The sequence below is a fragment of the Marinicella marina genome (genome assembly GCF_030065545.1).
GTDB classification, from domain to species: domain Bacteria; phylum Pseudomonadota; class Gammaproteobacteria; order Xanthomonadales; family Marinicellaceae; genus Marinicella; species Marinicella marina.
This window is the reverse complement of sequence record NZ_JASJNC010000006.1, coordinates 59,892-86,221: the sequence shown is the minus strand read 5'-3', so window position 1 is coordinate 86,221 and position 26,330 is coordinate 59,892. Positions and strand designations below refer to the sequence as shown.

20 protein-coding genes are annotated in these 26,330 nt (G+C 42.2%); 2 read left to right on the top strand and 18 right to left on the bottom strand.

Translation table 11 applies throughout. The features are described from left to right. Positions 1-5 precede the first annotated feature (5 nt). Together QNI24_RS10270 and ald are read right to left on the bottom strand one after the other, a co-directional pair. Positions 6-2,303, bottom strand: coding sequence for a DNA translocase FtsK (locus QNI24_RS10270; protein ID WP_267176958.1), 2,298 nt, complete (start codon positions 2,301-2,303; stop codon positions 6-8). 72 nt (positions 2,304-2,375) lie between these two features. Then, positions 2,376-3,437: an alanine dehydrogenase gene (ald, locus tag QNI24_RS10265; protein ID WP_267176957.1), complete on the bottom strand. Its 1,062-nt coding sequence runs from the start codon at positions 3,435-3,437 to the stop codon at positions 2,376-2,378. 521 nt (positions 3,438-3,958) lie between these two features. Here ald and trxB point away from each other — a divergent pair. Continuing rightward, the gene (gene trxB / locus QNI24_RS10260) at positions 3,959-4,915 is read left to right on the top strand and encodes a thioredoxin-disulfide reductase (RefSeq protein ID WP_267176956.1); all 957 of its coding nucleotides are present in this window, start codon (positions 3,959-3,961) and stop codon (positions 4,913-4,915) included. Between the two features lie 57 nt (positions 4,916-4,972). Beyond that, the gene (aat, locus tag QNI24_RS10255) at positions 4,973-5,626 is read left to right on the top strand and encodes a leucyl/phenylalanyl-tRNA--protein transferase (protein ID WP_267176955.1); all 654 of its coding nucleotides are present in this window, start codon (positions 4,973-4,975) and stop codon (positions 5,624-5,626) included. Here aat and QNI24_RS10250 read toward each other — a convergent pair. From QNI24_RS10250 to QNI24_RS10175, 16 genes are all read right to left on the bottom strand, one after another. Further along, positions 5,611-6,543, bottom strand: a complete 933-nt coding sequence (locus QNI24_RS10250) for a peptidylprolyl isomerase (protein ID WP_267176954.1) — start codon at positions 6,541-6,543, stop codon at positions 5,611-5,613. The genes aat and QNI24_RS10250 overlap by 16 nt on opposite strands. 46 nt (positions 6,544-6,589) lie before the next feature. Continuing rightward, positions 6,590-7,096 carry a hypothetical protein gene (locus QNI24_RS10245; protein WP_267176953.1) on the bottom strand — a complete coding sequence of 169 codons (507 nt, stop codon included), beginning with the start codon at positions 7,094-7,096 and terminating at the stop codon, positions 6,590-6,592. Positions 7,097-7,203: 107 nt separating this feature from the next. Beyond that, positions 7,204-7,809, bottom strand: a complete 606-nt coding sequence (locus QNI24_RS10240; RefSeq protein WP_267176952.1) for a peroxiredoxin — start codon at positions 7,807-7,809, stop codon at positions 7,204-7,206. Positions 7,810-7,913: 104 nt separating this feature from the next. Then, positions 7,914-11,189, bottom strand: coding sequence for an efflux RND transporter permease subunit (locus tag QNI24_RS10235; RefSeq protein WP_267176951.1), 3,276 nt, complete (start codon positions 11,187-11,189; stop codon positions 7,914-7,916). Positions 11,190-11,191: 2 nt separating this feature from the next. Then, positions 11,192-14,419 (bottom strand): efflux RND transporter permease subunit, encoded by a 3,228-nt coding sequence (locus tag QNI24_RS10230; RefSeq protein ID WP_267176950.1) that lies wholly within the window; start codon positions 14,417-14,419, stop codon positions 11,192-11,194. Continuing rightward, a complete protein-coding gene (locus QNI24_RS10225; protein WP_267176949.1) occupies positions 14,416-15,483 on the bottom strand; it encodes an efflux RND transporter periplasmic adaptor subunit in 1,068 nt (355 codons plus the stop codon). The genes QNI24_RS10230 and QNI24_RS10225 overlap by 4 nt, the downstream gene beginning before the upstream one ends. Before the next feature lie 124 nt (positions 15,484-15,607). Next, complete coding sequence (locus QNI24_RS10220; protein WP_267176948.1) at positions 15,608-18,322, bottom strand: hypothetical protein; 2,715 nt, start codon at positions 18,320-18,322, stop codon at positions 15,608-15,610. Positions 18,323-18,337: 15 nt separating this feature from the next. Beyond that, the gene (locus QNI24_RS10215) at positions 18,338-20,503 is read right to left on the bottom strand and encodes a type IV pilus secretin PilQ (RefSeq protein ID WP_283708702.1); all 2,166 of its coding nucleotides are present in this window, start codon (positions 20,501-20,503) and stop codon (positions 18,338-18,340) included. A 14-nt stretch (positions 20,504-20,517) separates the two neighbouring features. Further along, a complete protein-coding gene (locus tag QNI24_RS10210; protein WP_267176946.1) occupies positions 20,518-21,042 on the bottom strand; it encodes a pilus assembly protein PilP in 525 nt (174 codons plus the stop codon). Beyond that, on the bottom strand, positions 21,039-21,677 hold the full coding sequence (locus tag QNI24_RS10205) for a type IV pilus inner membrane component PilO (protein ID WP_267176945.1): 639 nt from the start codon (positions 21,675-21,677) through the stop codon (positions 21,039-21,041). The genes QNI24_RS10210 and QNI24_RS10205 overlap by 4 nt, the downstream gene beginning before the upstream one ends. Beyond that, positions 21,674-22,258, bottom strand: coding sequence for a PilN domain-containing protein (locus QNI24_RS10200; RefSeq protein WP_267176944.1), 585 nt, complete (start codon positions 22,256-22,258; stop codon positions 21,674-21,676). Before QNI24_RS10200 ends, QNI24_RS10205 begins: the two co-directional genes overlap by 4 nt. A 1-nt stretch (position 22,259) precedes the next feature. Next, positions 22,260-23,318: a pilus assembly protein PilM gene (locus QNI24_RS10195; protein WP_267176943.1), complete on the bottom strand. Its 1,059-nt coding sequence runs from the start codon at positions 23,316-23,318 to the stop codon at positions 22,260-22,262. 329 nt (positions 23,319-23,647) lie between these two features. Further along, a complete protein-coding gene (gene ispG / locus QNI24_RS10190) occupies positions 23,648-24,856 on the bottom strand; it encodes a flavodoxin-dependent (E)-4-hydroxy-3-methylbut-2-enyl-diphosphate synthase (RefSeq protein WP_267176942.1) in 1,209 nt (402 codons plus the stop codon). Next, entirely contained in the window at positions 24,849-25,313 is a 465-nt protein-coding gene (locus QNI24_RS10185) for a hypothetical protein (protein WP_267176941.1), read from the bottom strand. The genes ispG and QNI24_RS10185 overlap by 8 nt, the downstream gene beginning before the upstream one ends. After that, positions 25,267-25,539, bottom strand: coding sequence for an FAD assembly factor SdhE (locus QNI24_RS10180; protein WP_267176940.1), 273 nt, complete (start codon positions 25,537-25,539; stop codon positions 25,267-25,269). The genes QNI24_RS10185 and QNI24_RS10180 overlap by 47 nt, the downstream gene beginning before the upstream one ends. Beyond that, positions 25,539-26,327 (bottom strand): succinate dehydrogenase iron-sulfur subunit, encoded by a 789-nt coding sequence (locus tag QNI24_RS10175; RefSeq protein ID WP_267176939.1) that lies wholly within the window; start codon positions 26,325-26,327, stop codon positions 25,539-25,541. The genes QNI24_RS10180 and QNI24_RS10175 overlap by 1 nt, the downstream gene beginning before the upstream one ends. Positions 26,328-26,330: the final 3 nt, after the last annotated feature.

The window sequence follows — 26,330 nt, the reverse complement described above, 5'->3', positions numbered from 1 at the left end:
TTTCATCACTCTACTGAAGGTGGCGGTGGTGCCAAAACCTCTCTGGCACCATTGTGTGCTGGTGCTGAAACCACACCATTGGCTTCTAACTGCTCAACGATGGTGGCAGCACGGTTATAACCCACTCGAAGGCGCCTCTGGACATATGAGATCGAGGCTTTGCGACTCTCAGTAACCACAAAAACGGCTTTGTCATACAACTCATCAACGTCTGATTCTGGAGCCTCAGGCAAACCGGTTTCACTCAGCATTTGGCCATCATCGGTTAATTGAACATTGTCTAAAATGCCCTCTTGGTAATCCGCCTCATAATGGCTGGTCAGGTAATTAACCACAGAGTGCACCTCATGGTCATCAACAAAGGCACCATGTACACGTTCTGGCTGGGCTTTGCCTGGTGGCAGATAGAGCATATCACCATGTCCCAACAACATTTCAGCACCGCCTTGATCCAAAATGGTTCGCGAATCAATGCGCGAGGAAACTTGGAATGCCATTCGTGTAGGGATATTGGCTTTGATCAGTCCGGTTATGACATCTACAGATGGCCTTTGCGTGGCCAACACCAAATGCACCCCAGCAGCGCGGGCTTTCTGCGCCAAACGGGCAATCAGCTCCTCTACTTTTTTCCCCACAATCATCATCATATCGGCAAATTCATCGATGATAACCACAATGAATGGCATCGGTTTCAGCGCTTCTTGTTCTGAACCAAAAGGTGCTGTGGCTTCATCCCAAAAGGGATCCATGATCGGTTCACCGGCATCCAAGGCTTTTTGTATTTTTTTATTGAAGCCAGCCAAGTTCCTCACACCCATGGCTGCCATTAATTTATATCGTCGTTCCATTTCAGCCACACACCAACGTAACGCATTGGCCGCTTCCTTCATGTCTGTAACCACCGGTGCCAGCAGATGCGGAATGCCTTCATAAATTGATAATTCAAGCATCTTCGGGTCGACCATAATCATTTTTACTTGTTCAGGGCTGGCTTTGTACAGCAATGAAATAATCATAGAGTTGACTGCCACTGACTTACCTGAACCGGTGGTGCCTGCTACCAACAAGTGAGGCATTTTAGCAATGTCAGCAATCACTGGATTGCCACCAATGCTTTTACCCATGGCCAAAGTCAATGGTGACTTGGACTTATCAAAACTGACTGATCGCAGGATTTCACTTAAATAAACAATTTCACGGCTGGCATTGGGAATTTCGATACCAATGTAGGGTTTGCCAGGTATTACATCCACAATACGAACACTGGTAATGGATAAACCACGAGCCAAATCTTTGGCCAACCCAACAATCTTACTGGCCTTGATGCCTGCCGAAGGGTTCACCTCAAAACGGGTGACCACAGGTCCAGGATACACTCCAACCACTTCGGCCTTCACCTTGTAATCAGCTAACTTCAATTCAAGCTGTCGCGAAAGCACTTCTAATTCTTCATTGGTGTACCCGAAGACTTGATCTTGGGGGTTGTCAAGTAATGACAGCGGAGGCAGTTTTCCAGCCGGTAAAGAATGAAACAAATTCATCTGTTTCTCTTTGTTTGAGCGCTTACTTTCCTTGACTTCCGGCTCAAACTGCTCAATCACTATCGGCTCGCGTTGTTGTTGAATTTTCTGATCAATTTTACGAACTTCCTCTCGCTCCTCGCGGGCTTTTTTGCCGGCACGCCAATCCTTAAAGTGTTCGTATTTAAGCTTTAACCAATGAATGAATTTGATCGTCAATTGACCCACTTTATCTGCCAATCCAATCCAGGAAAGCCCAGTAAACAAGGTGATGCCTGCCAGAAAAGTGGCTGATAAAATCAAGGTGGCGCCAATGCCACCAAAGCCAGCATAGACAGAGCTGCCAACCACATCACCAATGATGCCACCGCCAGAAAAAGGCATGCCACCCGTATCGGCATGTAAATGTGACAAGCCACACCCAGTTAACAAAGTAGCCACGAAGCCCAAAAACTTGATGGTGGTGTCTAACCAACTTTCATCATCTTCATCTTTACCATGAAATAATCGCCAAGCCACGTACAACAAGCCAAGGGGAATAAAATAAGCAAAATAACCCAGAAAGTGCAATAAGAAATCAGCGATGTAAGCGCCAGTTACGCCACCCAAGTTGTTGACGTGCGTCACATCTGAGGTAGCAAAAGAGCCTGGATCTTGCGGGTGATAGGTTATCAAAGAAAGTAAAAAATAGGCAGCGACAGGCACGATAATAAAAACCATGCTTTCTTTGATGCGATTTTTGACTTGTTTAGAAACTTGATTCAATGGCTTTTGAATGTGCAATGAGAATAAGGCATTAGGATAAGCCCTAATGCCTTATTATTCAATTCATCCTTGCGGCTATTTTCAATTGCTTTATGAATCCAACAGCGCTGGGTGAACAATCTGGCCACCTTGCACGTTGATGCCTTTTTGCAGTGATGGAACCGCAGCCCAATCGATGTGGGTGAGTCTTTGTACATACGGCAAAATGGCTGCAGAAATGGCATGAGTGGATGTTCTTGGAACCGCACCAGGCATGTTAGTCACTGAAAAGTGAACCACACCATGTTCTACAAATGTGGGATCGGCCCAGGTGGTTGGTCTGGTGGTGGCCACACAGCCGCCTTGATCAACTGAAATATCGGCGATCACTGAACCTGGTTCCATGCCTTTGACCATCTCTTCGGTAATAACATGCGGCGCCTTGGCACCAGTGACCAATACCGCACCAATCACCAAATCCGCATTGGAAATTTCTGCTGCCACCAATTCCTGATAAGGATACAGTGCGGTGACATTAGAACCCATAGCCATCATTTCTGCCAAACGATCTTGGCGTTTATCGAAGACCACCACATTGGCACCACTGGCGGCAGCCAGCGCCGCTGAATTACCACCAGCTGCGCCGCCACCCAAAACCACGACCTTACCGCGCTCTGTTGATGGCAGACCGCCCAATAACAAACCTTTACCACCCATTGGGTGATGTAAGGTGGTGGTACCAACCTGTGTTGCAATTTTCCCAGCAATGATACTCATCGGTGCTAACAAAGGCAGTGAACCATCGGCCTCTTCAACCGTTTCAAAAGCCACACCTGTTAAACCAATATCCAACAATGACTGGGTCAATGCCGGTTCAGCAGCTAAATGCAGGTAACAAAACAATAAATGATCCTCTCGCAAATATTGTAAATCACCAGCAATCGGTTCTTTGACTTTAACAATCATTTCAGCAACGCCATAGAGACTCTCGGCATCAGGCTCAATTTTAGCCCCAGCACGGATGTAATCATCGTCTGAAAAGCCGCTCATCAATCCGGCACTTGACTGGATATAAACTTCATTGCCTGCCCTGACTAAATCAGCAGCAGCAGCTGGAACCAATGCCACTCTACCTTCGAGTGTTTTGGTTTCTTTTGGAATACCTATTTTCATCTTTATGCGTCCCCACAAAAGCTCACTTAGTGATTGAATCATCAGCTGATATTCAACCATTGAAATAACATGAATGAATTCATGCCTTGATTTAACCTGGGGTTTAAGTTGATTCAAAAGAACGAATTGAGATTAATAAATTTTCATTACTACCTCAATCATTCGGTCTCAACACAACCTACCCAATGGTCATTCATCGCACCAACAATCAGTGCGCCAAAGAGCGCCTATTTTATCTTAATAAAAGCACCGAGAACAAACGATTTATTGTTGCCATTGAGTAAATTAATATTGGCATCAGCGCATAGTTAAACAACCGCTTCGATATACAAGAGATTGGCGGCTCATGACCCTTCAATTTCACGGTCTGCTAGCCTTCTGAATCATCGTGGCCATGTGCTGCAGCGAATGTTACTTGGCAGCCATCTAGAAAACCAATCGTTATGACTTATTTATTCTAATTTACAAAGCTGTTAACAAGGTTTATCATGCTTGTTTTGTTGTATTGATGGAATTATTAGATGAAACAAGAACACCACAAACTCATCATTGTCGGCTCAGGCCCGGCCGGTTACTCTGCAGCTGTTTATGCAGCCCGAGCTAACTTAAACCCTGTCATCATCACAGGCTTGGAACAAGGTGGCCAGCTGATGACCACCACTGAAGTCGAAAATTGGCCAGGTGACCCAGGTGATTTACAAGGTCCTGAGTTAATGGCCCGTATGTTACAACACGCTGAAAAATTTGATACAAGCGTGGTTTTTGACTACATCAACAGCGTTGACTTAAAACAACGCCCATTCACTTTGAATGGCGATCAAGCTCAATACACTTGTGACTCACTGATCATTGCAACTGGAGCCAGTGCCATGTATTTGGGCCTTGAGTCTGAGGAAGCATTCAAAGGCAAAGGCGTTTCAGCTTGTGCCACATGTGACGGTTTTTTCTATCGCGATCAGCCTGTGGCCGTGGTCGGTGGTGGAAACACTGCTGTCGAGGAAGCCTTATACCTCTCTAACATAGCATCCAAGGTGTATTTGGTTCACCGCCGCGATGAATTGCGTTCAGAGAAAATCCTGCAAGATCGGTTGTTTGAAAAAGCCAAAAACGGTAACGTTGAGTTGGTTTGGGATCACGTGGTTGATGAAGTTTTGGGGGATGATGCAGGTGTGAATGCATTGCGGGTTAAAAACGTTAAAGACGAAACCACCAAAAATTTAGAGGTCCAAGGTGTTTTTATCGCCATTGGTCACAAACCCAACACACAAATCTTTGAAGGTCAACTTGAGATGGAACATGGTTACATCACGGTTGAGTCTGGCCAACAAGGCAACGCCACCCAAACATCAGTCGAAGGCGTCTTTGCTTCAGGTGATGTGATGGATCATATCTATCGCCAAGCCATCACATCAGCAGGTTCAGGCTGTATGGCTGCTCTGGATGCAGAACGTTATTTGGATGCACAAGAAAAAGCATAACACGCGTACCGAGTGTGCTGATTTAATCATCAGCACACTCATCATTCACAATCGCCAATGATACTCCCATGCATCGACGGTGGTGCTGAATTTCCAGCCACGAATAATGCTTGCAAAGAGCCCGATGGCCTATTGTGTTATGGTGGTGATTTATCTACTGACAGGTTGGTGACTGCCTATCGCAAAGGCATTTTTCCCTGGTATGCACAAGGGGAGCCTATCCTCTGGTGGAGCCCATGGCAACGAATGGTATTGTATCCAGATAAATTACATGTCAGTAAAAGCCTCAAAAAAGCCATCAAGCGCACCCAGCCGAAATTTTATATGAACCGCAATTTTTCAGCCGTCATTCAACTGTGCGCAGAGGTACCACGCAGTGATAATGGCACCTGGATTCATCCAGAGATGGTCACAGCATATGAGGCTTTGTTTGCCGCAGGTCATGCTTTTTGTATTGAAGTGGAAATCAATCAACAATTGGTTGGTGGCATGTATGGCGTCACATTAGACCGCGTTTATTGTGGAGAGTCGATGTTCTCCCTGGCAAGCAACGGCTCAAAATATGCCATGTACGGCCTGTGTCAGCACATGCTAAATAATGGTATAGAATTGTTAGACTGCCAAATTCACAACCCACATTTAGCCAGCATGGGTGCTGAATTAATTAACAGCGAACAATTCCAAATGTTTCTGCCTCACTCTAACGGTTGAAGACGGGTTGGAATAGGTACGCCACAAGCATCCATGTAGTCAGCCTGATGGACAAACCAATCACCTGTGCGGTTTTTCCTGGCCGCCAACAATTGCTTAAAACTCGTTGAATCACTCCGCATCACCTCAATCATCTTGCGCTCACTCACAGGTATGTCAGCTGCCACCTGAAGACTTTCAATGCCATTTAATCCGGTTAAATCAACAGACCCACTGAGGTTCTGTCCACGTTTTAAATGCTGAATGTGCTCCATACCATCAATGACTCGCCCAAAGACGGTGACATTGCGATCTAGGTAGCGTTGTGCAGGCCCGTTGACCACATACAAAGCAGTCCCTCCAGAATCTAAATTATTGCCCCTGCCCATCCCCAGTGCGCCATAGCAGTGCAACAGCCAACTTTCATTACTGCTCAAATCACGGCCCACTGCGAATGATCGATAAAAACCAGTCTCATCAGCATAACCATCATTCGTGTCGAACCTGAGGTATGCTTCACCCATGTCGTAATCTGAAGTTAATTCACTCACTACACTGTAATCACCGGCTTTTAATTGGGGCAAATCATCTGTAGATTCATACAGCGGCCCACCTTGGGCCACAAAGCCATCAATCACCCGATAAAAATGAGTGCCATCAAAAACACCTTGTCTGACCAATGCCTTGGTATTTTTGACATGCTCTGGCGCCAATGCTGGCAACAGTTCTATGACCACTGTGCCACCTGCAGACAGTTTCATGTAGAGGGTATTTTCCACATCAAGTAAACGCCACTCATCTGCTGAAGCTGCGGCAACTATGGCAGTTGGTGTGGGTGCACTATTTGCTGTTGCCTTAACAGCATTTACTCTGCTTTGACAAGCAGATAAGAACATAACAGTGTTGGTGATAGTGATTAATAACAACAGTTTTATCATCTGAAATCCTGAGTGATTGAACTTCATTATCATACATTTTTTTCAGTTATTCATATCTGAAACTTAGAACTTTTTGCCCTTTGATGGTCAAGTAACTGAAAAACTTAGGTTTGTAATTCAGGTATTTCGCATGTTTGCGATGAACCGTTTTGAATAAAATCTCTTGTTGGTTTTCTAAGCGGGCGAATAACTTGTATTTGAATCCAATGGCTTCATTAATCGCTTGGGTTTGAGTTTTCAAATGTTGGCCAAAATTGGCTTTGAACAACCTAGCGCATGATTTGAAATGGGCGTTGTGGCCTTGATCAATGCCAACACACAGGTGGGCCAATTCATGCCTGATGGTCACATCTAATAGCCCATCAGCCTCGCTGCCAATAAACGCCTGATTGATGTATACCACACCCTTGATGTCTGCCATACCATATTTGGTTTTGTGCTGGGTCAATTGAATCAGTTGTGGTTGTGTTTGCCACTTATCAGTTGGCACCAACGCCTGCAGTTCACGTAAGGTGCGCTGATAACATTGCTGGATATCTTGCCAGGTTATCAAGCCAGGGTCCGTCTGAAAAAAAACGGCCTGTTGGCTTTCACCAGCAGGCCGTTTGATTCACTGTAATGGGTCATTGACTACAGCTTTTTGTAGGTAAGCGTCATTTCTTACAGTTTATCTGATTCAGTTGACAGGTACTCTGCCACACCGTCAGGTGATGCATTCATGCCTTTGTCACCGTCTTGCCAACCAGCTGGGCAAACTTCACCATGTTCTTCATGGAAAATCAAAGCATCTACCATACGCAACATTTCGTCTACGTTTCTACCTAACGGCAGGTCATTGACCACTTGATGACGTACCACGTTATCCTTATCAATCAAAAACGAAGCACGGAAAGCCACGGCACCATCTGGGGTCTCTACATCATACTTTTTGCATGCTTTGTGAGTCACATCAGCAAACATGGTGTATTTGACTGGGCCAATACCACCTTGATTAATCGGTGTGTTGCGCCATGCATTGTGCGTGAATTGTGAATCGATAGAGACAGCAACCACCTCCACACCACGCTTCTCAAACTCAGCCATACGCTTGTCAAAAGCGATTAATTCTGAAGGACAAACGAAGGTAAAATCCAATGGGTAGAAAAACACGACTTTGATTTTGTCGCCGGTATCTCGTTTGAAATTGTAATCTTCAACAATTTCACCGTTGCCTAATACTGCTGCACCTTTAAGGTTTGGTGCTTTTCTTCCTACTAATACGCCCATTTATATCTCCTGAATAATTAAATAAAACACACATTTTAAGCTTTACATGTCAATTCTGCGTTAGAAAAATCAAATTGTTACCATCGATTTTTTCAATCGAAAAATTATGTTTGTTGTAAACTGGCCAATCTTTTTTGTTTGATGCGTCTGAAACGCTCTTGACCCCATAAGCGCAGATCATCCAACCAACAGTAAATACAAGGCAGTAGAATCAATGAAATGATGGTTGAGAATGTCAAGCCACCTATGATGGCGCGTGCCATTGGGAAATAACTTGGACCGTTACCACCACCGACAGCTGAGACACTGACACTCAAAGGCAGTAGACCAACAACTGTGGTTGAAACGGTCATCAACACCGGGCGGATGCGGTCAAGACCGCCTTGTACCACAGCATCAAAACGACTCATGCCCTCTTTTCTTAAATTATTGATGTGGTCAATCAAGACAATGCCATTGTTCACTACCACACCAACTAAAATCATCGCCCCAATACCTGCCATGATATTGAATGTGGTGCCTGTGATGGCAAAAAACAGGAAAATACCAAGAATAGAGAACAATATGGTGGTGTAGACACAAATTGGAAACAGCAACGACTCAAACATGGCCGCCATGACCATGAATATGATCAGTAAGGCGATGAAAAAAGGCATCACCAAATCCACCAAGGAAATGTTGGCGCCACCGCCTTCTAAATTAAACGTCCATGAGTAACCGGTGGGCATGTTGACTTGAGCCAGGGCTTGTGTGATTTTTTCTCGCACTTCTTTGACATTGCTGTCATCTGCGACATCTAAATCAATCTGTATCGAGTTCTGTCGGCCCAGCCTGAACAGCCGTTGTGGCGAACTTGTAGTTACAATTTCCGCAACATTATTCAATGGCACAGAAACACCGTCGGCATTTTTTATCGGTAAATTTCGCAATTGTTCAATTTCAAATTCACCTTTTTGATAAAAACGCATTTTAACTGGAATCTCACCTTGCTCAGAGACATATTCACGCAGGTTCATACCGCGCATGGCAATAGACACAGACTGAGCGACTTGAGTTGGGTTCAAGCCCAAATTCAAGGCCCTTTCTCGGTTTACGTTGACCTGTAATTCTTCGCGGTTGTTCCTTTGTTCAACTTGCACATTGGTGACATTCTCAACATTACGTAAAATAAACATCACTTCATCCAATAATTCATCACGCATGAACTGTGCCGACTCACCCTGTAAATACAGCTTGATGCCTTGAGAACCCAAATTACTGCGCCACTGAAATGAAGGTTTACCGACTGTAATGTCTGGCATATCAGCTAAAATTTCTTGCTTCACTTGCGCCACTGTTTTGGTCGCATCAGCCTCATCAATCAAAGTAATCATTGAAGTGGCGTTGCCATTTTCATTGTAGTAAGTGTATACCGAGTCTATTTCAAGGCGCTCCTTATTGGCATACAAATAGTCTTCGACTCGATCCACATCTTTTTTCATGCGATCTAAGGTGTAATTGCCGTTGACATGGTAAGGCATCCAAAAACTTCGACTCACCGATTGACCTGTGCCGTCGTCTTGTTTCATTGAAAAATAAAACCCCAAACAAACCAAAATCAAACTCAAAGCACTGCCAAATGTCAGCCAACGATGACGCATGAAAAAGGTCAACATGCGTTGGTAATTTTTCACCAAAAACAGACTGAATAAGAAAAACAAAGAAACATAAGCAAAGACCGTGAAATTTTCTGCTGGCATGTTCAATTGTTGAGACAACTTATATGCCAATCCATAGAATAATACCAACCCCACAAACTTGTAGCGCTTCTTAATACGTCCCAATCGCTGCAACAACCGCAGCTCAAGTCCACCTGTTTTACTGTGTTGTTTTTTCACAAATAAACTGATTGCCATGGGAACCACAGAAATTGATAACATCAATGAGATCACCAAAGAAGCAATGATGGCCACAGCCACATGGGTCAAAAATATAGCCAATAAATTACCATCACCCACAATCACTGGTAAAAACACACAAATGGTTGTCAAGGTACCTGCTATGACCGGTTTGATCACCAACTTTACGCCTTTAATCAAGGCATCCCGCGGATTCTCTGGGTCGAGTTTTTGTTGGGTGTAAACACTCTCAGTAATTACCACGGAATTGTCTACCAACATCCCAACGGCTAGCATCAGGCCCATCAGAGAAAGGTTATTCAGGCTGATACCAGTAAAATAAAGAACGCCTAGAGTGATGATGATTGAAATTGGAATTGACATCGAAATAATCAATGTCATGGGCAGGTTCCTTAAAAAAACGTACAACACAAACAAAGACAATATAGAGCCGGTGATACCAGCGGTAATAACATCTCTGAGAGAATTGGTCACACCTTCGGCTTGGTTATCCAGAAAAACCATTTCAATGCCACTCATTTGTTTTGATTGGCTGATGGCTTCTATGGTATTTAAGACTTCTTCACCCACTTCGACTAAATTGGCGGTTGATTCTTTGAATATTTCAAGCCCAACTGAATATTTTTTGTTGAGGTGTCTGGCATAATCTCTTTCACCATTTACCAGTTCGATGGTAGCAATGTCTTTGAGTCGCACGTTGCGGTCATTCAGAACCAAGTTTTTATAAGCATCGATGTCATTGGCTTGAGATTTCGGGGTGATTCGAATCACTTCATTGTCAGTGATCATGTTACCGGATCGAATACTGAAATTCAGGTTGCTCAATTTGCTTTGTAGTTCATTGAACCCCACACCATATCGTTTCATCCGTTGATTATCCAACTTGATGCTGATTTCCAGTGGTTCAATACCTTCCAGCTCAACCCTGGCAACACCTGGTATGCGCTGAACGGGTTTAACCAAGTATTGATTAAGGACATCGTAGGCGCCTTCTAAGTTACGCTCGCCAATTAACCTGATGTTCATCATCGACTCGTTACCAGGCTCCTCCTTTCGCACAAAAATTTGCCGAACATCTGAGGGCAGATCACCGCGAATCAAATCCAATTGTTCGTTGACCAGCATGATCTTCTCATCGATATCAACATCTAAATTGAACAGCATAAAAACAGTGCTGGAATTGGTGGTTGAGTTTGAGTTCATTTGCACCACATCGCCAATCGTAGCCAAGACCTCCTCCACTGGCCGGGTGATGTTTCTCTCAACTTCTTGTGGCGTTCCTGCGTCATAAGGTACCACTACAATCAAAAATGGCAGTTTGATCTCTGGCCAACTTTCCAGCGGCAGTAATCGAGAGGAAATTAAGCCAAAGGTTACCAGTGACAAAAACATCATGCTGATGGTGACTGGTCTGGCCAATGAAAAACTGGCTAATTTTGCTATGCCGGTTGCTTCGCTACTGACTTCGTGTGCCTGTTTCATGTTCAATCCTCTGTACTTAGGTTTTGCTGCTCTCTGGTCAACAATGAAAACATCACTGGAATCACAATCAACGTCAATAAAGTTGAAACCAATAAACCACCTATCACCGTAATGGCCATGGGTGCCCTGATTTCGGTACCTGCGGTTGACGAACCAAAGGTTATCACCATGGGTAACAAGCCCAACACCGTAGTCATTGTGGTCATGATGATGGGGCGGATTCTGGATTGACCCGCCTCGATAATGGCTTGGGTTTTTGACACGCCCTTATCAATCGATTGCTTAATGATATCAATCAAAACAATGGCGTTGTTAACCACGATTCCTGCCAGCATGATCAGACCGATAAACACCACCACTGAAATACTGGTGCCACTGATGTACAGCGCCCACACGGCTCCAATGAAAGCCAACGGCACAGAAAAAAGGATCACAAAAGGGTGTATGAAAGATTCAAATTGTGATGCCAAAATCATATAAACCAGGAAAACCGCCAGTGATAATGCAAAAATCATCGATTGATTGGATGACTCTAAATCTTCGTTTTGACCTGTTACCTTGGTCATCACCAATGGATGAATGTCTGATTCATTGAGTAATTTTCGGACCTGTTGAACCGCATCGCCCAATGCCGCGCCGCTGACATCTGCAGACACCACAACCGTTCTGTCTTGGTTCCTGCGTAAAATAAACCCTGGCCCTTCAGCCACACGCACCTCTGCCACATCACTCAATCGAATCGAAGCGTCACTTTCGGGGTTGATGATGAGGTTTCTGATGTCCTCTATCGAATCCCTTTGGGTCTCAGTGGCCCTGACCCTTAAATCCATCTTCTGGTCTTGCCAATTGACTGTTGTTTCAACTTTACCCAACACCTTATCAACCACGGTATTGGCCACAACAGAAACATTCATTCCTAAAGCTGAAATTTTTTCATGGTCGAAGTACAACTGCACTTCTGGATTGCCTACCTCTACTCCATCATCAATATTGATTAAATAAGATTTCTGTTTCAGTGCTTTGGCAAATTTTTGCGCGTTCTCCTTTAACAGTTCCAAGTCATTGCCGATGAACTCGACTTCAATAGGTTTGGCCAAATCAAAGAACTGTCCTGCTTTCAGCTCGCTCTGCAAGCCTGGTGTGGCATTAATGCTTTCAAGTACCTGCGATTGAACCCGTTGTTTATCCGCTGTGGACTTTAGCTTCAAGGTAATTTGGCCGGTGTTCTCACCACCAGATAAAGCAGAAGTATCCAATAAATTACCTTCCCCACTGTAACCATAAACCAATGTGACTGATTCAAAGCCTTCTACTTCTTTACTGATTTTTTTGAAGAAAGCATCAGTTGACTCCAAGGTTTCACCTTCAGGTAATTTGAAGTTTATCTTTACGGTGTTCGCATCCATGTCTGGAATCAATTCTACCCCTAGTTTGGGCAAAACCCACAAACCTGAAGCAAAACAAGCTGTCGCCAACAACATCACAATCAGGCGGTTATTCAGTGCCCAAGGGAGCGCTTTGCGGTAAATAGCTGCCAGGGCATTGAACAATGAATTGACTACAGCTGCTGGAACCGCCAAGATGAATTTCAATACTTTTGCAATCAGCGCAAAAGGAAACACCAAGAGGTAAATAAAAACATCAAGAAATACGTTGAAGAAACGCTTTCTACCAGCCTGTACTTTACTGCCTATTTTGGTTCTGGGTTGATAATCACCCTCACCCCTGTCAGCGCTATAACCACCTTTACGGTGTTTCAAGCTTGAAAGCATGGGAATCATTATTAAAGCAAAAACCAATGAAACTATTAAAGTAAAAGTCACTGTCAATGCTTGGTCTCTGAATAATTGACCAGAAATCCCTTCAACAAAAACCAAAGGCAAAAATACCGCGATGGTGGTCAAAGTAGATGCCGTAATCGCCCCACCTACCTCTGCAGTGCCCTCGCGAATGGCAGCGATTGAATTACTTTTTAACTTCAATTTCGAGGCAATGTTTTCCAACACCACAATGCCATTATCAACCAACAGACCAACAGCCAGTGCAATACCGCCAAGTGACATGATATTGAAACTCACACCCGCTCTGTACATGAAGAAAAATCCTGTTATCACTGAGATGGGAATTAAAACAGCAATGATGGCAGTGGCTAAGGCATCTTTCAAAAACAAATAAATGATAAGTACCGCCAATATGCCACCAATCATTGCTGCGCTGATAACATTATCAATGGCATCCTCAATAAAAGCAGATTGATCATCAATCACCTCAATGCTGGCACCTTCAGGCAAACCATCCCTGATTACTTTGAGTCTATCTTCAACTGCATTGGCCACCTCAACGGTGTTGCCATCACCCTCTTTGTAAATAGCAATCTCAATGGCCTCTTTTCCATTCAGTCGGTTGATAGACTTCCTGTCCTTGTGACCCAATTTCACCTCTGCCACATCTTTGATTTTTATGATGCGATCATTGGCATTAGAAATGATTAACTCTTTGATGGCTGCAATATTTTCAAATTGGTTAACAGTTCTGACCAAAAACATTTTACTGCCTTGTTTGATAGCGCCACCTGATAGATTGATATTATCTTGGCGTAATCGCGCTGATATATCTGAAATACTCAATCCCAATTGAGATAATTTGAATTGGTCTGGTAGTATTTCAATTTCTTTCTCATAGCCACCACTGATTTTGACCGCAGCCACGCCTGCCACAGGATCAAGTTTCTTTTTTAAATCATTATCAGCAAAAGTCCTGAGGCGCTTTAACTCTTCTGGAGTACCTGAACCGTCTAAGCTCAATGACAGCTGCAATATGGGATCTGTAGACGGGTTAAATCGCAACAGAATGGGTGAATCGACATCTAATGGCAACTGCACAGCATCCATGCGGTCTCTCACATCATAGGCAGCCTGTTTCATGTCAGCGTCCCAGTTGAACTGTAGCTTCACATCAGAACGGCCAGTTGTTGATGTAGAATAAATTTTGTTTAAACCTTTAACCACACCGACGCTTTCTTCAAGCGGTTTGGTGATTAATAACTCCATTTCTTCAGGACCTGTGTTGTCGTATTCAGTTCTGATGGTTAATGTCGGATATTCTAGGTTAGGCAGCAAAGTAACAGGCATTTTACTCATGGCAATAAAACCAAAAAGAACAAAACCAATTGCCAGCATGGCAACTGTTACCCTGCGATTGGTAGCAAAGCGAGTGACTGATTCAATCATAAACTGATATCTTGTTCGTAATTAACCACATTGATTTCTACATCAGGGGTTAAGTTATTTTTACCCGTTGTTACCACCTGCTGCTGGGGAGAAAGTCCAGACTTAATTTCATAAACATCAGGCATTTCATAGCCTAACTCAACGGCTTGTTTTTTCACTTGGTTTTCATTCTCAACGATATAAATGTAAGACGAATCATCCTCTCTGATGATTGCATCCTTATTAACTAAGACCACATCATTGCGCTCATCAAAAACAATATTGGCCTTAGCGAACAATCCAGGTCTCAATATCCCTGCCGAATTATCAACAGCAACCGTAACCTCAAATGTGCCTGAATTAGAATCAATAATAGGACTGACTCTGATTATTTCGCCAGTAATTAACTGATCGGGTATGGCATCGAAATCAAACTCAACTTTTAAACCAGACTTCATGATATGCCATTGGTGTTCAGGCACGTCAATCTTTGCTTGCAGGGAATTAAAGTCGACCACTTCAAATACTGCGGTCGCAGCTTGAATTAAATTGCCAATTTTAATCAGTCTTTGGGTGACCAATCCATCAAAAGGTGCGCGAATTTGAGTAAAGGACAAATTCATTTTTGCTTGATCCATACTGGCTTTTAATGATTTTGTCTCAAATTTTAGGTTGTCAATTTGTTCTTTATTAGTCAACCCTTTTTCGACCAACTGTTCTGCTCTTTGTAAGTTGTTGAGACTCTTTTCATAATTAGCCGTTGCTGATTTAAGTGCCAATCTTTGTTCGTCAGACTCCAGCACCATCAACAAATCACCCTTTTCCACTGAATCTCCTTCTTCAACTTTGATATCAAGGATTATACCGGCAGTTTTAGTAGTAACCATTGCTGCTTTGTCTGCGGCTAGTACCGCGGTGGATTTAAATGTGGCTTTGGCTTCTCCTAAATAGGACTCAGAAGTTTCAACATTGATGATAATCTTATCTTTTTCTTCCTTTGAATTTTTATCTTCATTGTTGGTAGGATTATTTCTTTGACAGCCTACCAACAACATCAAAACACCTAATGTAATTATAATTCTCATAACGCTCAATTTTTTATAATGGTGTTATTTTATCCATAAGACGTGAAGATTCATGTGCTTTTAGTCACCAAAAAAAAAGCCTATCATGTGATAGGCTTTTTGAAACTTACAAAATTATTGAAATTTAGGGCCCACACAAAGGATTCGGTGATACGCCTAAAGTACATAAATCTCTTCCTGTGAAATCAACAGTTGCAACAGGAGAACCCTCACCAGTTGTGAATTCACAAGAACCTGTACTGAAATCATTAAAACCATCTAATACTGCTGTGACCTGAGCCACTGCTTGTCCATTTTCATCAGTTAATGGAATGCTTCCAATGATATCAATTGAACCACCACTTGAAGTACATGAGCCAAATAATGGCACATTAGATATGCCTTGACCGTTGCCACCAAATAATGTCAACAGAATATTAAATGTACCACTGGTACTGAAATTACTGGGTGATGCATTCAGGAATATACTTCCAGGACTGGCTATTCGGATGCAAACATCAGTATTATCTTCATCTAAACATGATATCGAACCCACGTTAAAGATGAAGCCTGTTTGATCGTCAACAGCAGTCACTCCACTGGCTTGCGCTATACCAACAGCACAACCATCAGAACCTGTTCTGTTTTGCATGATGCCTGTTCCACTGATACCATCAATGATTCCAATACCAGAACCACCAACAAACCCCCATTGAACATCAGCACCTTGGATCGGGCTTCTGGCAGCATCATACACACAGACTTGAACTGGTGTTTCTATATTGGCTGGAATTAAACTTGGTGCAACAGTAATAATTGGCGCCAAATCAGATGAACCCACAGAACCGGCTCCTGGGTACAGAATCATCTCAACATCTGTAACCGCTCGGCCATTTGATCCTTGACCCTTGGCGTATATTCCAGCAATTTTACCTAATTTAGATACCGGATAATTCACTTGAGTTGATGCCACACCATTTTCATCAATGGTGGCTGTTGCATTGATGTTACCATCAACAGCACGACCAATCATGTAAGGGAAAATATCTCCATCATTGATGACCGCACCTGACAAATCATTGCGGTTAAATTGTTCAGCTATATTCAATGAAGTATCAGACAGGATCGACTGAACAGTCACCGCACTTTCTAAATCTTCATTCCTTAGTATTTCTTCACCGAAGACCAATAATGTGTCTCCAGGCTGAACTTCAGCAGTACCATTGATGAAATCACCAGAGGCTGATAAGAAACTGTTACCACCTTCTTGAGGATTACCATCATTGCCTGAGTTCACAAATGTGCCAGGACCATCATTGGGAAATCCAATGACCGGACTGTCTATCAAACCAAACTGTATGGTTTGTGGTAAAGCTGGGTTACCACCTTTGTCAGTACCAATTGCACTGATGGTGATTGAGTAACTACCATCTAAATTACCTATACCATCTTCATTCACAACACCATCATCAACCCTATTGATAAATAAGCCATTAATTTCTGGTGAAGTTATATCAAGACCAAACAATACACCGTCACTGATAACAAAGTTATTTTGGGCTGTTATTGGATCTTGTAAGCCGTTATCAACATTGTTATCAGCTCTGTCAGTAGTTACCGTAACAATAGCTGTATTGGGATTGTTACCACTGAGCAATTGGAATGAGGCAACACCATTATTAGACTTAATGCTGATAGATTGGCCCTGAACATTCAAGCCTTGGGCATTAACACCGGTTAAACGTTCACCACTGTTTTGCGCATCAGTAGCCAGTGTTGCAATGACGTTATTAAAACCATTTGGATCATTAACTGGAACATCAGTTGAAGAATCAACAAATGCTTGTAAAGTTTGTGACTGGTTACCACCAGATCCATTGACATAACTTGCACCTGTACCTGTCAATGAAATAGAGTTTGGCAACCCTGGATCAGTACCTGCATCAACAACAATATCAAGCTGCTGCGAAATAATCTCACCCGTAAACGGATCTAATGCGTTGGCAGTCAAAGTAACAACGCCGGGATTTGCTGCCCAAACAAATACCTTCCCTTTACCTGCGACCATGTCAACTGGGCCTTGGCCTAGTAATACGAATATTTCGTTGACATCATCAGTTTCTGGATCATCCAAAGTTGAAAATGCTGCGACTGACAAAGGATTAATTGCAACGCCAACAGATGCTTCTTCACCGTCGTTAGATGCAGGATTTACAAAATTACCTAAAGGATCTCTAAAACTGATTTCAACTTCTGTCATATAAACAGTGCCGAATGCTTCAGCAGGAGATAGATTAAATATATTTGCAGGTAAAGTAGTGGCTTCAGGCACCAATGTTAATCGATCAAACACATCTGGACCTTCTACAACAGTGTAATTGAATCTTGCACTTGAAGTTCTGTTCGTCTGAGGATCAACTGCAGAAGCAGTTAAAGTTACAGTACCAGGTGACTGGCCGTGAATAAAAAATGTTGCATTACCACCGCTGGATTCATCACCAACTGTACCGAATAAGGTTGTGAATTCGTTGATTTCAGTAGTTTCAGGATCATCCAATCGTGAAATAGGAGCAACCGCTACATTGGACGTAGTTAATTGAATATTCGTTCCATCTGGTATGGCTGTTCCATTATCAAATGTTACATTAACAGTGAGTTGTGTTAAAAATGGAGAATTACCTGAAACAGGAAAATTATTGTTATTGGCAGGTATATTAGCATCCACAGGAGTGAAGGTAATCTTTAAATTAGATACTGCAGGTCCTGGTGATGTACCACCACTGTCACTGCTTCCACCACAGGCAGATAAAACCAGGGCAAATAAAACGGATACAACAATATGTTTTGTAAATTTATTCATGTTAAACCTTCAACCTTATAAACTTTCTTTAATTATAGTAGGAGTTACAAATATCAATAACTCAGCTTTTTCATCTTGAATTGACCTGTTTCTGAATAAATTCCCAACACCAGGAATGTCACCCAAAAAAGGAACCTTTGATTTTGTGGTTCTTCTGACCTGTTCGTAAATACCACCAAGAACAACTGTTTGACCATTATTTACTAATACCCTAGTCTCGACAGATCTGGTATCAATTGATGGAACGCTGCCACCCAATGAAGTAGAAACTTCTTCACCAATAGCATCTTGATCAACCTTTAATGTTAAATCGATCCTATCGTCAGGTGTGATTAAGGGAACAACGTTCAATGCCAATACAGCATCTTTGAATGAAATTGATGTTGCACCACTTGAAGTCGCCTGTTCAAAAGGAATTTGTACACCTTGTTTAATTACCGCTTGTGATTGATTGGCAGTAATGACTCTTGGAGATGAAATCACTTCTCCTCTGTCTTCTGTTTCTAGCGCAGATAATTCAAGATCTAATAAAAAGTCAGCAGCAAGTATACTTGCGGCCCATCGACCAGCATTAGTAGCTGCTGTTGGCAAATTAACATTTAATCGTTCACCCAAAGGTGGACCTGCTATTGGAGCTTCGAGCTGAGAGTCAGGTGTTACTGTGGGCAGACCAGAGCCACTGGGCGAAGTATATCTGCGGTTTAGAGCAGCATTGTTCATTCTATCAACTGCAGCTGCACTACCACCGGTACTGATGATATTACCGTATTTATCTTCGTGTGATCCAGTCACTCCGAAGCGCACGCCCAGTTCATCACCAAATCGCTCAGTAGCTACTACAATTCGTGATTCTATTTGGACTTGTTGCACAGAACGGTCTAAAGTTTCAACCAGATCTTGTATAACCAATAATCTATCTGGCACATCAGTGACTAATAAAGTGTTTGTTCTTTCATCAAAAGTAACAGAGCCTCTGTCAGATAGCAGTGAATTACCACCACTTGAAGACTCTCCACCAGAATCACCATTGATTAACATCGCTAAATCTTCTGCTTTGGCATAGTTAACTTGTAAAAAGATATTATCTAAAGGTTCTAACTCCTGTTTTTTGCTTATGGCTTCAAGCGCTTCTTCTTCACGCTTAGCGATTTCTGCTGCAGGTGCAACCCATATAACATCGCCTCTGCGACGTTGATCAAGTTGTTTGCTTTGTAAGACTATATCCAGTGCTTGATCCCAAGGTACTTCGTTTAACCTCAAGGTAACATTACCATCTACATTATCAGCAACTACAATATTTAACTGAGAAGCATCAGCAATCAATTGAATGACTGACCTGACTGGAATATCCTGAAAGTTGAATGAAACCTTATTGCCTGAATAAACGGGTTCATCATCAAGCAGCTTTGAGGCATTAACCAAATCTTCTTGCTGTTCTTTAATTTCTATGGTGTATTGTTGTCCAGTTTGATACACAACCTTTTCGTAAGGCCCATTGATATCAATTTCGACTTTCACATCAGTGCCTTTTTGTCTGACATCAACAAAAGTGACAGGAGTGGCAAAATCAATGACATCAAGTTTCTTACCCATATTCTCTTCAAGCTGTGCATTGGCAATTTCAACACTGATTTTTCCTAAAGATTCAGAATAGTTGATGACTGCATCCGAACTAGACAAACCCAACTGAATAATACCTTCACCATCTTTACCTCTTCTAAAGTCAACCATATCTATTGTGGTGTCTTTTGAAGCTGTTAATCGTGCTTGTCTGTTTGCATTCATGATGCTCACTGAAACAGTATTCCCTGCTGCAGTCACTTCGTGTTGCACCTGATTGAGCAAATCTATTACCACACGAGTTTTATCATTGCTTGAAACAACCCTTAGACCTTTAGCACTGCCTGTTCCAATGGCCATGTTGCGCTTGTTGGTTGAGTTTTCAGTTTGTGAAAAATCTAGCGCCAACCTGGGTGGCAAATTGGTTGAAAAAACTTCAGGAGCAACAGCATCACCGCTGAATTTAAAATCAATCACAACGGCACCCATCTCGCCGGTACGAACTGAAATGTCATCAATAGATGAATTGGCTAATGATTGACCAGTAGCAACAACACAAAACAGAGCCGCTAAAACACTCTTTTTGTTAATCGCACTAATTAATAAACTCTTCATTTTCATAAATTCACTCTCATTCACTCTTCTTTCAAAGCCATTGAAGCATCACGTTCACGCCATGCGCCTAAGCCATCATTAATCCATTCTTGCAACAGAACTTCATTTTCATATATTGTTGTCACCACACCATAATTGTGTCCTAAATAGTTACCTTCAGAAACCCTGTGAATGACACCCTCTGGATCAACAACCAAAGCCCAATAGCTCTCGTCTTGCTGGTAAGTTCCAACCATTAATAGACTGTCTAAAGGGTATGATTCTAAATATTCTTTTCGTCGGCTTAAGTCTGGCCCTTCGCCACCTTCACTGACTTGCAAATTAACCTGGTTTTCTTCCGCTGCCACCTCTAGGTCATTAGAAAATGGATCACGCATTGTGGTTGCATTGTACTCAAAAACCTCTTGCGGCCTGATCTGCGGCAGAGGATCTATGGGCTTAACTGGCCTGTTTTTTTGCTGCTCAATGAATTCATTCAAATCATTGACGTCATTGTTACAGCCGACAAGAAAAACAAATAAAAGAATGCTTATGTTTTTAATCATTGAGCACCCCCTGCAGGCAAAGCTTGTTCATCCATCTCTTCATCATCCAAGTAGCGATAAGTTCTTGCCGTTCCCTCAAGCAACAATCGACCGCCCTGAATTGAGTCGCCAATGGGTTTCAAGGAAATATCATGCATGGTAAGAATAACTACTCTGGGCAGTGATGCAACACCACTGACAAAGTCTCCAAATTCATGGTAATTACCTTTCATTCTTAAACTGATTGGTTTCTCCGCGTAAAAGTCTTTTATTGACTCTGCACCGGGCTCAAACAATTCGTTCTCGATGCCACTTGCTAGTGCTGTTTGAGAAACATCAACAATTAAATCGGACATTTCATTTTTAGATGGTAACTGTCTTAACATAGACTGCAAAATTATTTGCATTTCTTCAAGTTGCTCTTTATAAGCGTCTAGTTGAGCTGCCTTTTGATATTTAAAAGAGTATGTATTCTTAAGTTCGGTTTCTTTCTTCTTTAGAGTTTCCAGACTTGCTTGCATGTCTTTCACAAAAAACCAATAGCCACCGAATAAAATCAATACAACTAAAAAAACCAATGAGGCTATTTTTACTGAACCGGGCCATCCCCCAGGGTTTTCAGTATCTAAGCTTTGTATTTCATCAATAAAACTCATGAGACTTCTTCCTCATCTACATCATCGTCTTTCTTTCTGTTAGGGTTCACCAACTTAACACTGAGTTTGAACTTTTGTTCATGCGTACCCAACGTATCGTCTGCTTTGATGTAATCTAACTCGATCTTATTAAACCATTCAGATTCATCTAGCCTGCGCATATAATCTGAAACCCTTGAGTGTGACTGAGAATATCCCTCCATCGAAATAGAGGTGCCCTGCTGTGTGATTTTCTCAAGAAAAACACCATTAGGAATAGTCTGAACCAACTCATCAAATAAATGAACCATTTGAGTTCTGTTGGCTTGTAATTCTTCGATAACTTGCTGCCTGGCAATCAAACCAGCTTTTTGTTTCTCAAGCTGTTTAATCTCTTCTATTTGTTTATCTAATTTAGTGATTTCACCTGTCATGTATGCGTTTCTTTTATTTTGAAACTTAATTGACTGATCAAAGTAGTAATATGCTAAGCCAAACAGCAACAGTGCTAAACCTGCAGCCAAGCCCAACATTATGAAATACTCGTTGGTTTGTTGTTGGCGTCTTTCTTCACGCCACGGTAATAAATTAATCTTAGCCATCTTAATCAAAATTCCTCATTGCTAATCCAACCACCGACATCATTGCTGGCGCATCTGCCTCAAGTGCATCTGCACTGACTTTAGATGACGTTCGGAAATTTTCGACTGGATTAATTACTTCAGTAGGCACACCAACTTGGTCTTCAACCAAAACATCTATTTCGGGTATAGCAGCACAACCACCACCCAACAATATCCGGTCAACATTTCCAAACTCTGTTGCTGAAAAGAAAAACTGTAGCGCTCTGCTGACTTGTTGTACCAAAGTGTCTTTAAAGGACTGCAATACTTCTGACTCATAACTTTCAGGCAAACCACCCTGCCTCTTGGCCAATCCGGCCTCTTCATAAGAAAGTCCGTACCGCTGCATAATTTCTTCAGTCAGTTGTTTGCCACCAAAAGATTGTTCACGGCTGTATATACCTGTGCGTTTGTGCATGGCATGCATGGTCATTGTGTTGGCACCAATATCAAACAAAGCCACTACTTCTTCATCATTGATGTCGTATTGTTTTCGCACCAAATTAAAACACCGCTCAATGGCGAACGCTTCAACATCAACCACTTTCAAATCAAGTCCGGCTCCTTCAAAAGCTTCAATGAATACATCAACATTTTCAGAACGAGAACTGGCAATCAGTACATTATTTACTTCCTCATTACCCTCTACTGGCCCTAAGACGCAGAAATCCAAACTCACTTCATCAATGGGATACGGGATATATTGAGTGGCATCCATTTCAAGCTGAACTTCCAGCTCATCTTCAGACAGCTCACTGGGCATTTGGATGATTTTAGTAATGACTGCTGAGCCAGATATGGCTGTTGCGGCGCCTTTGACTTTAATGCCTGCTTTATTCACTGCCTTACTGATCGCAGCTGACACCAGGTCAACTTCGGCAATGTTATTATCGACAACTGCATTGACAGATAAGGGTTCAACCGCATACCTTTCAACTTTCATGTTATCCAAACTACCAGAAAGTTGTAATATTTTGACTGCAGATGAACTGACATCAACCCCAATTAATTGAACTTTTTTACGACCTAACAACTGCAAAACATTTCTCTCTTTATTAATTGCAAAAACTACTTGCGACCATTAAACATCATTAAATATAGTTATTTCTGTGTCTCTAATCACAAATTATGTCAATACTTTACTTTTTTTAAGAAGACAATGCAAGAATAACCTTTAAATCACTGAATAATCAAGATATATTTGAATTTTATTGTGTCTTGAGTGGTTTTAAGCAAACAGCCATAATTGTCCACATCTACTCACCTTATCTGCGCAAGTTAGAGCTGTTTCACAATCCGCTATTAAGTTGTTATTAAGAAAATAATAATGATTTAAACCACAAACAAAACCAGCAAGTGGGAGCAAGATCAGTAATTAGTGGTTACAAAATCATCCAATATTTTGATAAATTGTTGGGCGATGTCATCACCCCTTAAAGTGTGAGTTTTCTCGCCTTTAATGAAGATGGGGGCAGATGGCGCCTCACCGGTGCCAGGTAATGAGATACCTATGTCAGCATGTTTAGATTCACCAGGACCATTAACAATACAGCCCATAACTGCCACGTTCATCTCTTTTACACCGGGATGGGAGACGCGCCATTCAGGCATTTTGGCATCCATATGCTCGGTTACTTGTTTGGCCAAAACCTGAAAAAACTCACTGGTGGTTCTGCCACAACCAGGACAAGCCGTAACTTCTGGTTTAAAAGATTGTAACTCTAAACTTTGCAATATTTGTTGGGCCACTTTGACTTCAGCAGTTCTGGCCTGGTTAGGTTCTGGCGTCAATGAAACCCTGATGGTGTCACCTATGCCTTGTTGCAGCAAAATTGACAAAGCTGCTGTTGAAGCCACTATACCCTTATTACCCATACCAGCTTCTGTCAAACCTAAATGCAGCGCGTACTGACATGAGCGATACAACTCCTGATAAATCCTCACCAATGACTGCACGCCGCTGACTTTACAGCTAACGATTATTTTATCAGCGCCCAAGCCGAATGATTCGGCTTGCTCTGCACTATTGAGCACAGAGTCTATCAACGCCTTTTCAATCAAAGCGCCACTGGATAATGGTTGTTGAGCCTTGGCGTTCTCATCCATCATTTTTGCCATCAGCTTTTGGTCTAAACTACCCCAATTACCACCTATTCTCACTGGTTTGTCCAAATCTTTAGCCACTGCGATGATGGATTCAAATTGCTGATCTCTTTTTTTGCCAAAACCAACGTTCCCTGGGTTGATCCTATATTTTGCCAACTTTTCTGCACATTGAGGATAATCGTTCAACAAGCGGTGACCGTTGTAATGAAAATCACCAATCACTGGAACATGGCAATAGGCCGCACGCAGCCTGTCTATGATTTCAGGTACTGCCGCAGCTGACTCTTCATTGTTTACCGTAATGCGAACCAGTTCAGAACCCGCTTGGTGCAACTCATATATCTGTTGCGCAGTACCTTTGGCGTCTGCTGTATCGGTGTTGGTCATAGACTGAATCACAACATGTCTTTTACCTGGTTGATCCTCGCCAACGGTTACACCGCCAACATTGACTGATAAACGATTATTCATGACACGATTCCTGTTGATTTTGCTGGACAAATGTTGCGATTAGCATTGAATAATTTTCTGCACCAATTTTGTTACGGGAAAAACACAAATATAAAACTTTCGAAGCGTTATGCTGCTTGAATTTTACAAACAGTACCCACGGCAGTTGCCAGCACGCAATTATCAATAACTGGATTGGTTGATTTTGCTGAATCTCAGAATTGACTTGATGCAAATAAACGCCATTTTCTGAAACATTAATGTAGCCGTACTCATCATTAACAAGACTTTTCAAATACCAAACCAAAGTCACAATCAACAAAACAAAAACAAACGCATGTGATTGGCTGATTGAAACAACTGGTATGAGCGACGCAATAAAAATAAATGTCACCACAACCACCATCGAAATGGGCTGAATCAATTGAGTTTTATTTATGATAACCGGCTGCACATATTCGCTCCACCAAATTTGCATAGTCACGATGCTCGTTTTGAGGTTTTTGCTTACCACTGAGCCAATACCAAAGCAACATATCTTCCTCGTCCAACAGCTGGTCAAACAAGGTCAAATCTACAGCTGTAAGCACCGTATATTCAGCATCAACGAACCGATTAAGAATAAAATCAAGCTCTTTCATGCCACGGCGGCATCGCCATTTAAAATACCCTTCAGTCAAATGATTGACTGAATCATCAGACATTATAAGGCATGCCTCTTGGCTATCATTTTCTTAATCTCGCCAATCGCTTTACCAGGGTTTAAACCTTTGGGACATGTGTTAGCACAATTCATGATGGTGTGACAGCGGTAGACTTTAAACGGATCTTCTAAATCCTCCAGTCTTTCACCAGTATATTCATCACGAGAATCAGCCAACCAGCGATAAGATTGAAGCAACACTGCAGGTCCTAAATAACGGTCACCATTCCACCAATAACTGGGACAAGAAGTTTGACAACATGCACACAAAATGCACTCATACAATCCATCAAGTTTTTCACGGTCTTCAATTGATTGTAAACGCTCTTTATCCGGCAATGGTACTGAATCGGTCTGCATCCACGGCTTTATTGATGCGTACTGTGCATAGAAGTGCGTTAAATCAGGCACCAAATCTTTGATCACTTCCATATGGGGCAAAGGATAAATGGCAATGTCTTTACCTTTGAATTGTTTGATTGAAGTGGTACATGCCAGTGTATTTGTGCCGTTGATATTCATCGCACAGGAACCACAAATGCCCTCTCTGCACGACCGCCTGAATGTGACCGTAGAATCAATTTCGTCTTTGATTTTAATCAGGGCATCTAATACCATTGGACCACAGCTGTCTAAATCAACTTCGTAAGTGTCGGTTCTCGGATTTTCCGAATCATCTGGCGACCACCTATATATTTTAAATGTGGTGGTGTTTGAAGCCGAACCATTTGCTTTGTGGTGGTTGCCTTTTTGTACTTTTGAATTTTTGGGTAATCTAAATTCTGCCATATT

Excerpts from the sequence above, each read along its gene's own strand:
- ald (WP_267176957.1), bottom strand. The coding sequence starts at position 3,437 with ATGAAAATAGGTATTCCAAAAGAAACCAAAACACTCGAAGGTAGAGTG.
- QNI24_RS10250 (WP_267176954.1), bottom strand. The coding sequence starts at position 6,543 with ATGATAAAACTGTTGTTATTAATCACTATCACCAACACTGTTATGTTC.
- QNI24_RS10200 (WP_267176944.1), bottom strand. The coding sequence starts at position 22,258 with ATGGCTAAGATTAATTTATTACCGTGGCGTGAAGAAAGACGCCAACAA.
- QNI24_RS10215 (WP_283708702.1), bottom strand. The coding sequence starts at position 20,503 with ATGAAAATGAAGAGTTTATTAATTAGTGCGATTAACAAAAAGAGTGTT.
- QNI24_RS10230 (WP_267176950.1), bottom strand. The coding sequence starts at position 14,419 with ATGATTGAATCAGTCACTCGCTTTGCTACCAATCGCAGGGTAACAGTT.
- QNI24_RS10220 (WP_267176948.1), bottom strand. The coding sequence starts at position 18,322 with ATGAATAAATTTACAAAACATATTGTTGTATCCGTTTTATTTGCCCTG.
- QNI24_RS10210 (WP_267176946.1), bottom strand. The coding sequence starts at position 21,042 with ATGATTAAAAACATAAGCATTCTTTTATTTGTTTTTCTTGTCGGCTGT.
- QNI24_RS10235 (WP_267176951.1), bottom strand. The coding sequence starts at position 11,189 with ATGAAACAGGCACACGAAGTCAGTAGCGAAGCAACCGGCATAGCAAAA.
- QNI24_RS10175 (WP_267176939.1), bottom strand. The coding sequence starts at position 26,327 with ATGGCAGAATTTAGATTACCCAAAAATTCAAAAGTACAAAAAGGCAAC.
- QNI24_RS10205 (WP_267176945.1), bottom strand. The coding sequence starts at position 21,677 with ATGAGTTTTATTGATGAAATACAAAGCTTAGATACTGAAAACCCTGGG.
- QNI24_RS10240 (WP_267176952.1), bottom strand. The coding sequence starts at position 7,809 with ATGGGCGTATTAGTAGGAAGAAAAGCACCAAACCTTAAAGGTGCAGCA.
- QNI24_RS10185 (WP_267176941.1), bottom strand. The coding sequence starts at position 25,313 with ATGCAAATTTGGTGGAGCGAATATGTGCAGCCGGTTATCATAAATAAA.
- QNI24_RS10225 (WP_267176949.1), bottom strand. The coding sequence starts at position 15,483 with ATGAGAATTATAATTACATTAGGTGTTTTGATGTTGTTGGTAGGCTGT.
- aat (WP_267176955.1), top strand. The coding sequence starts at position 4,973 with ATGATACTCCCATGCATCGACGGTGGTGCTGAATTTCCAGCCACGAAT.
- ispG (WP_267176942.1), bottom strand. The coding sequence starts at position 24,856 with ATGAATAATCGTTTATCAGTCAATGTTGGCGGTGTAACCGTTGGCGAG.
- trxB (WP_267176956.1), top strand. The coding sequence starts at position 3,959 with ATGAAACAAGAACACCACAAACTCATCATTGTCGGCTCAGGCCCGGCC.
- QNI24_RS10180 (WP_267176940.1), bottom strand. The coding sequence starts at position 25,539 with ATGTCTGATGATTCAGTCAATCATTTGACTGAAGGGTATTTTAAATGG.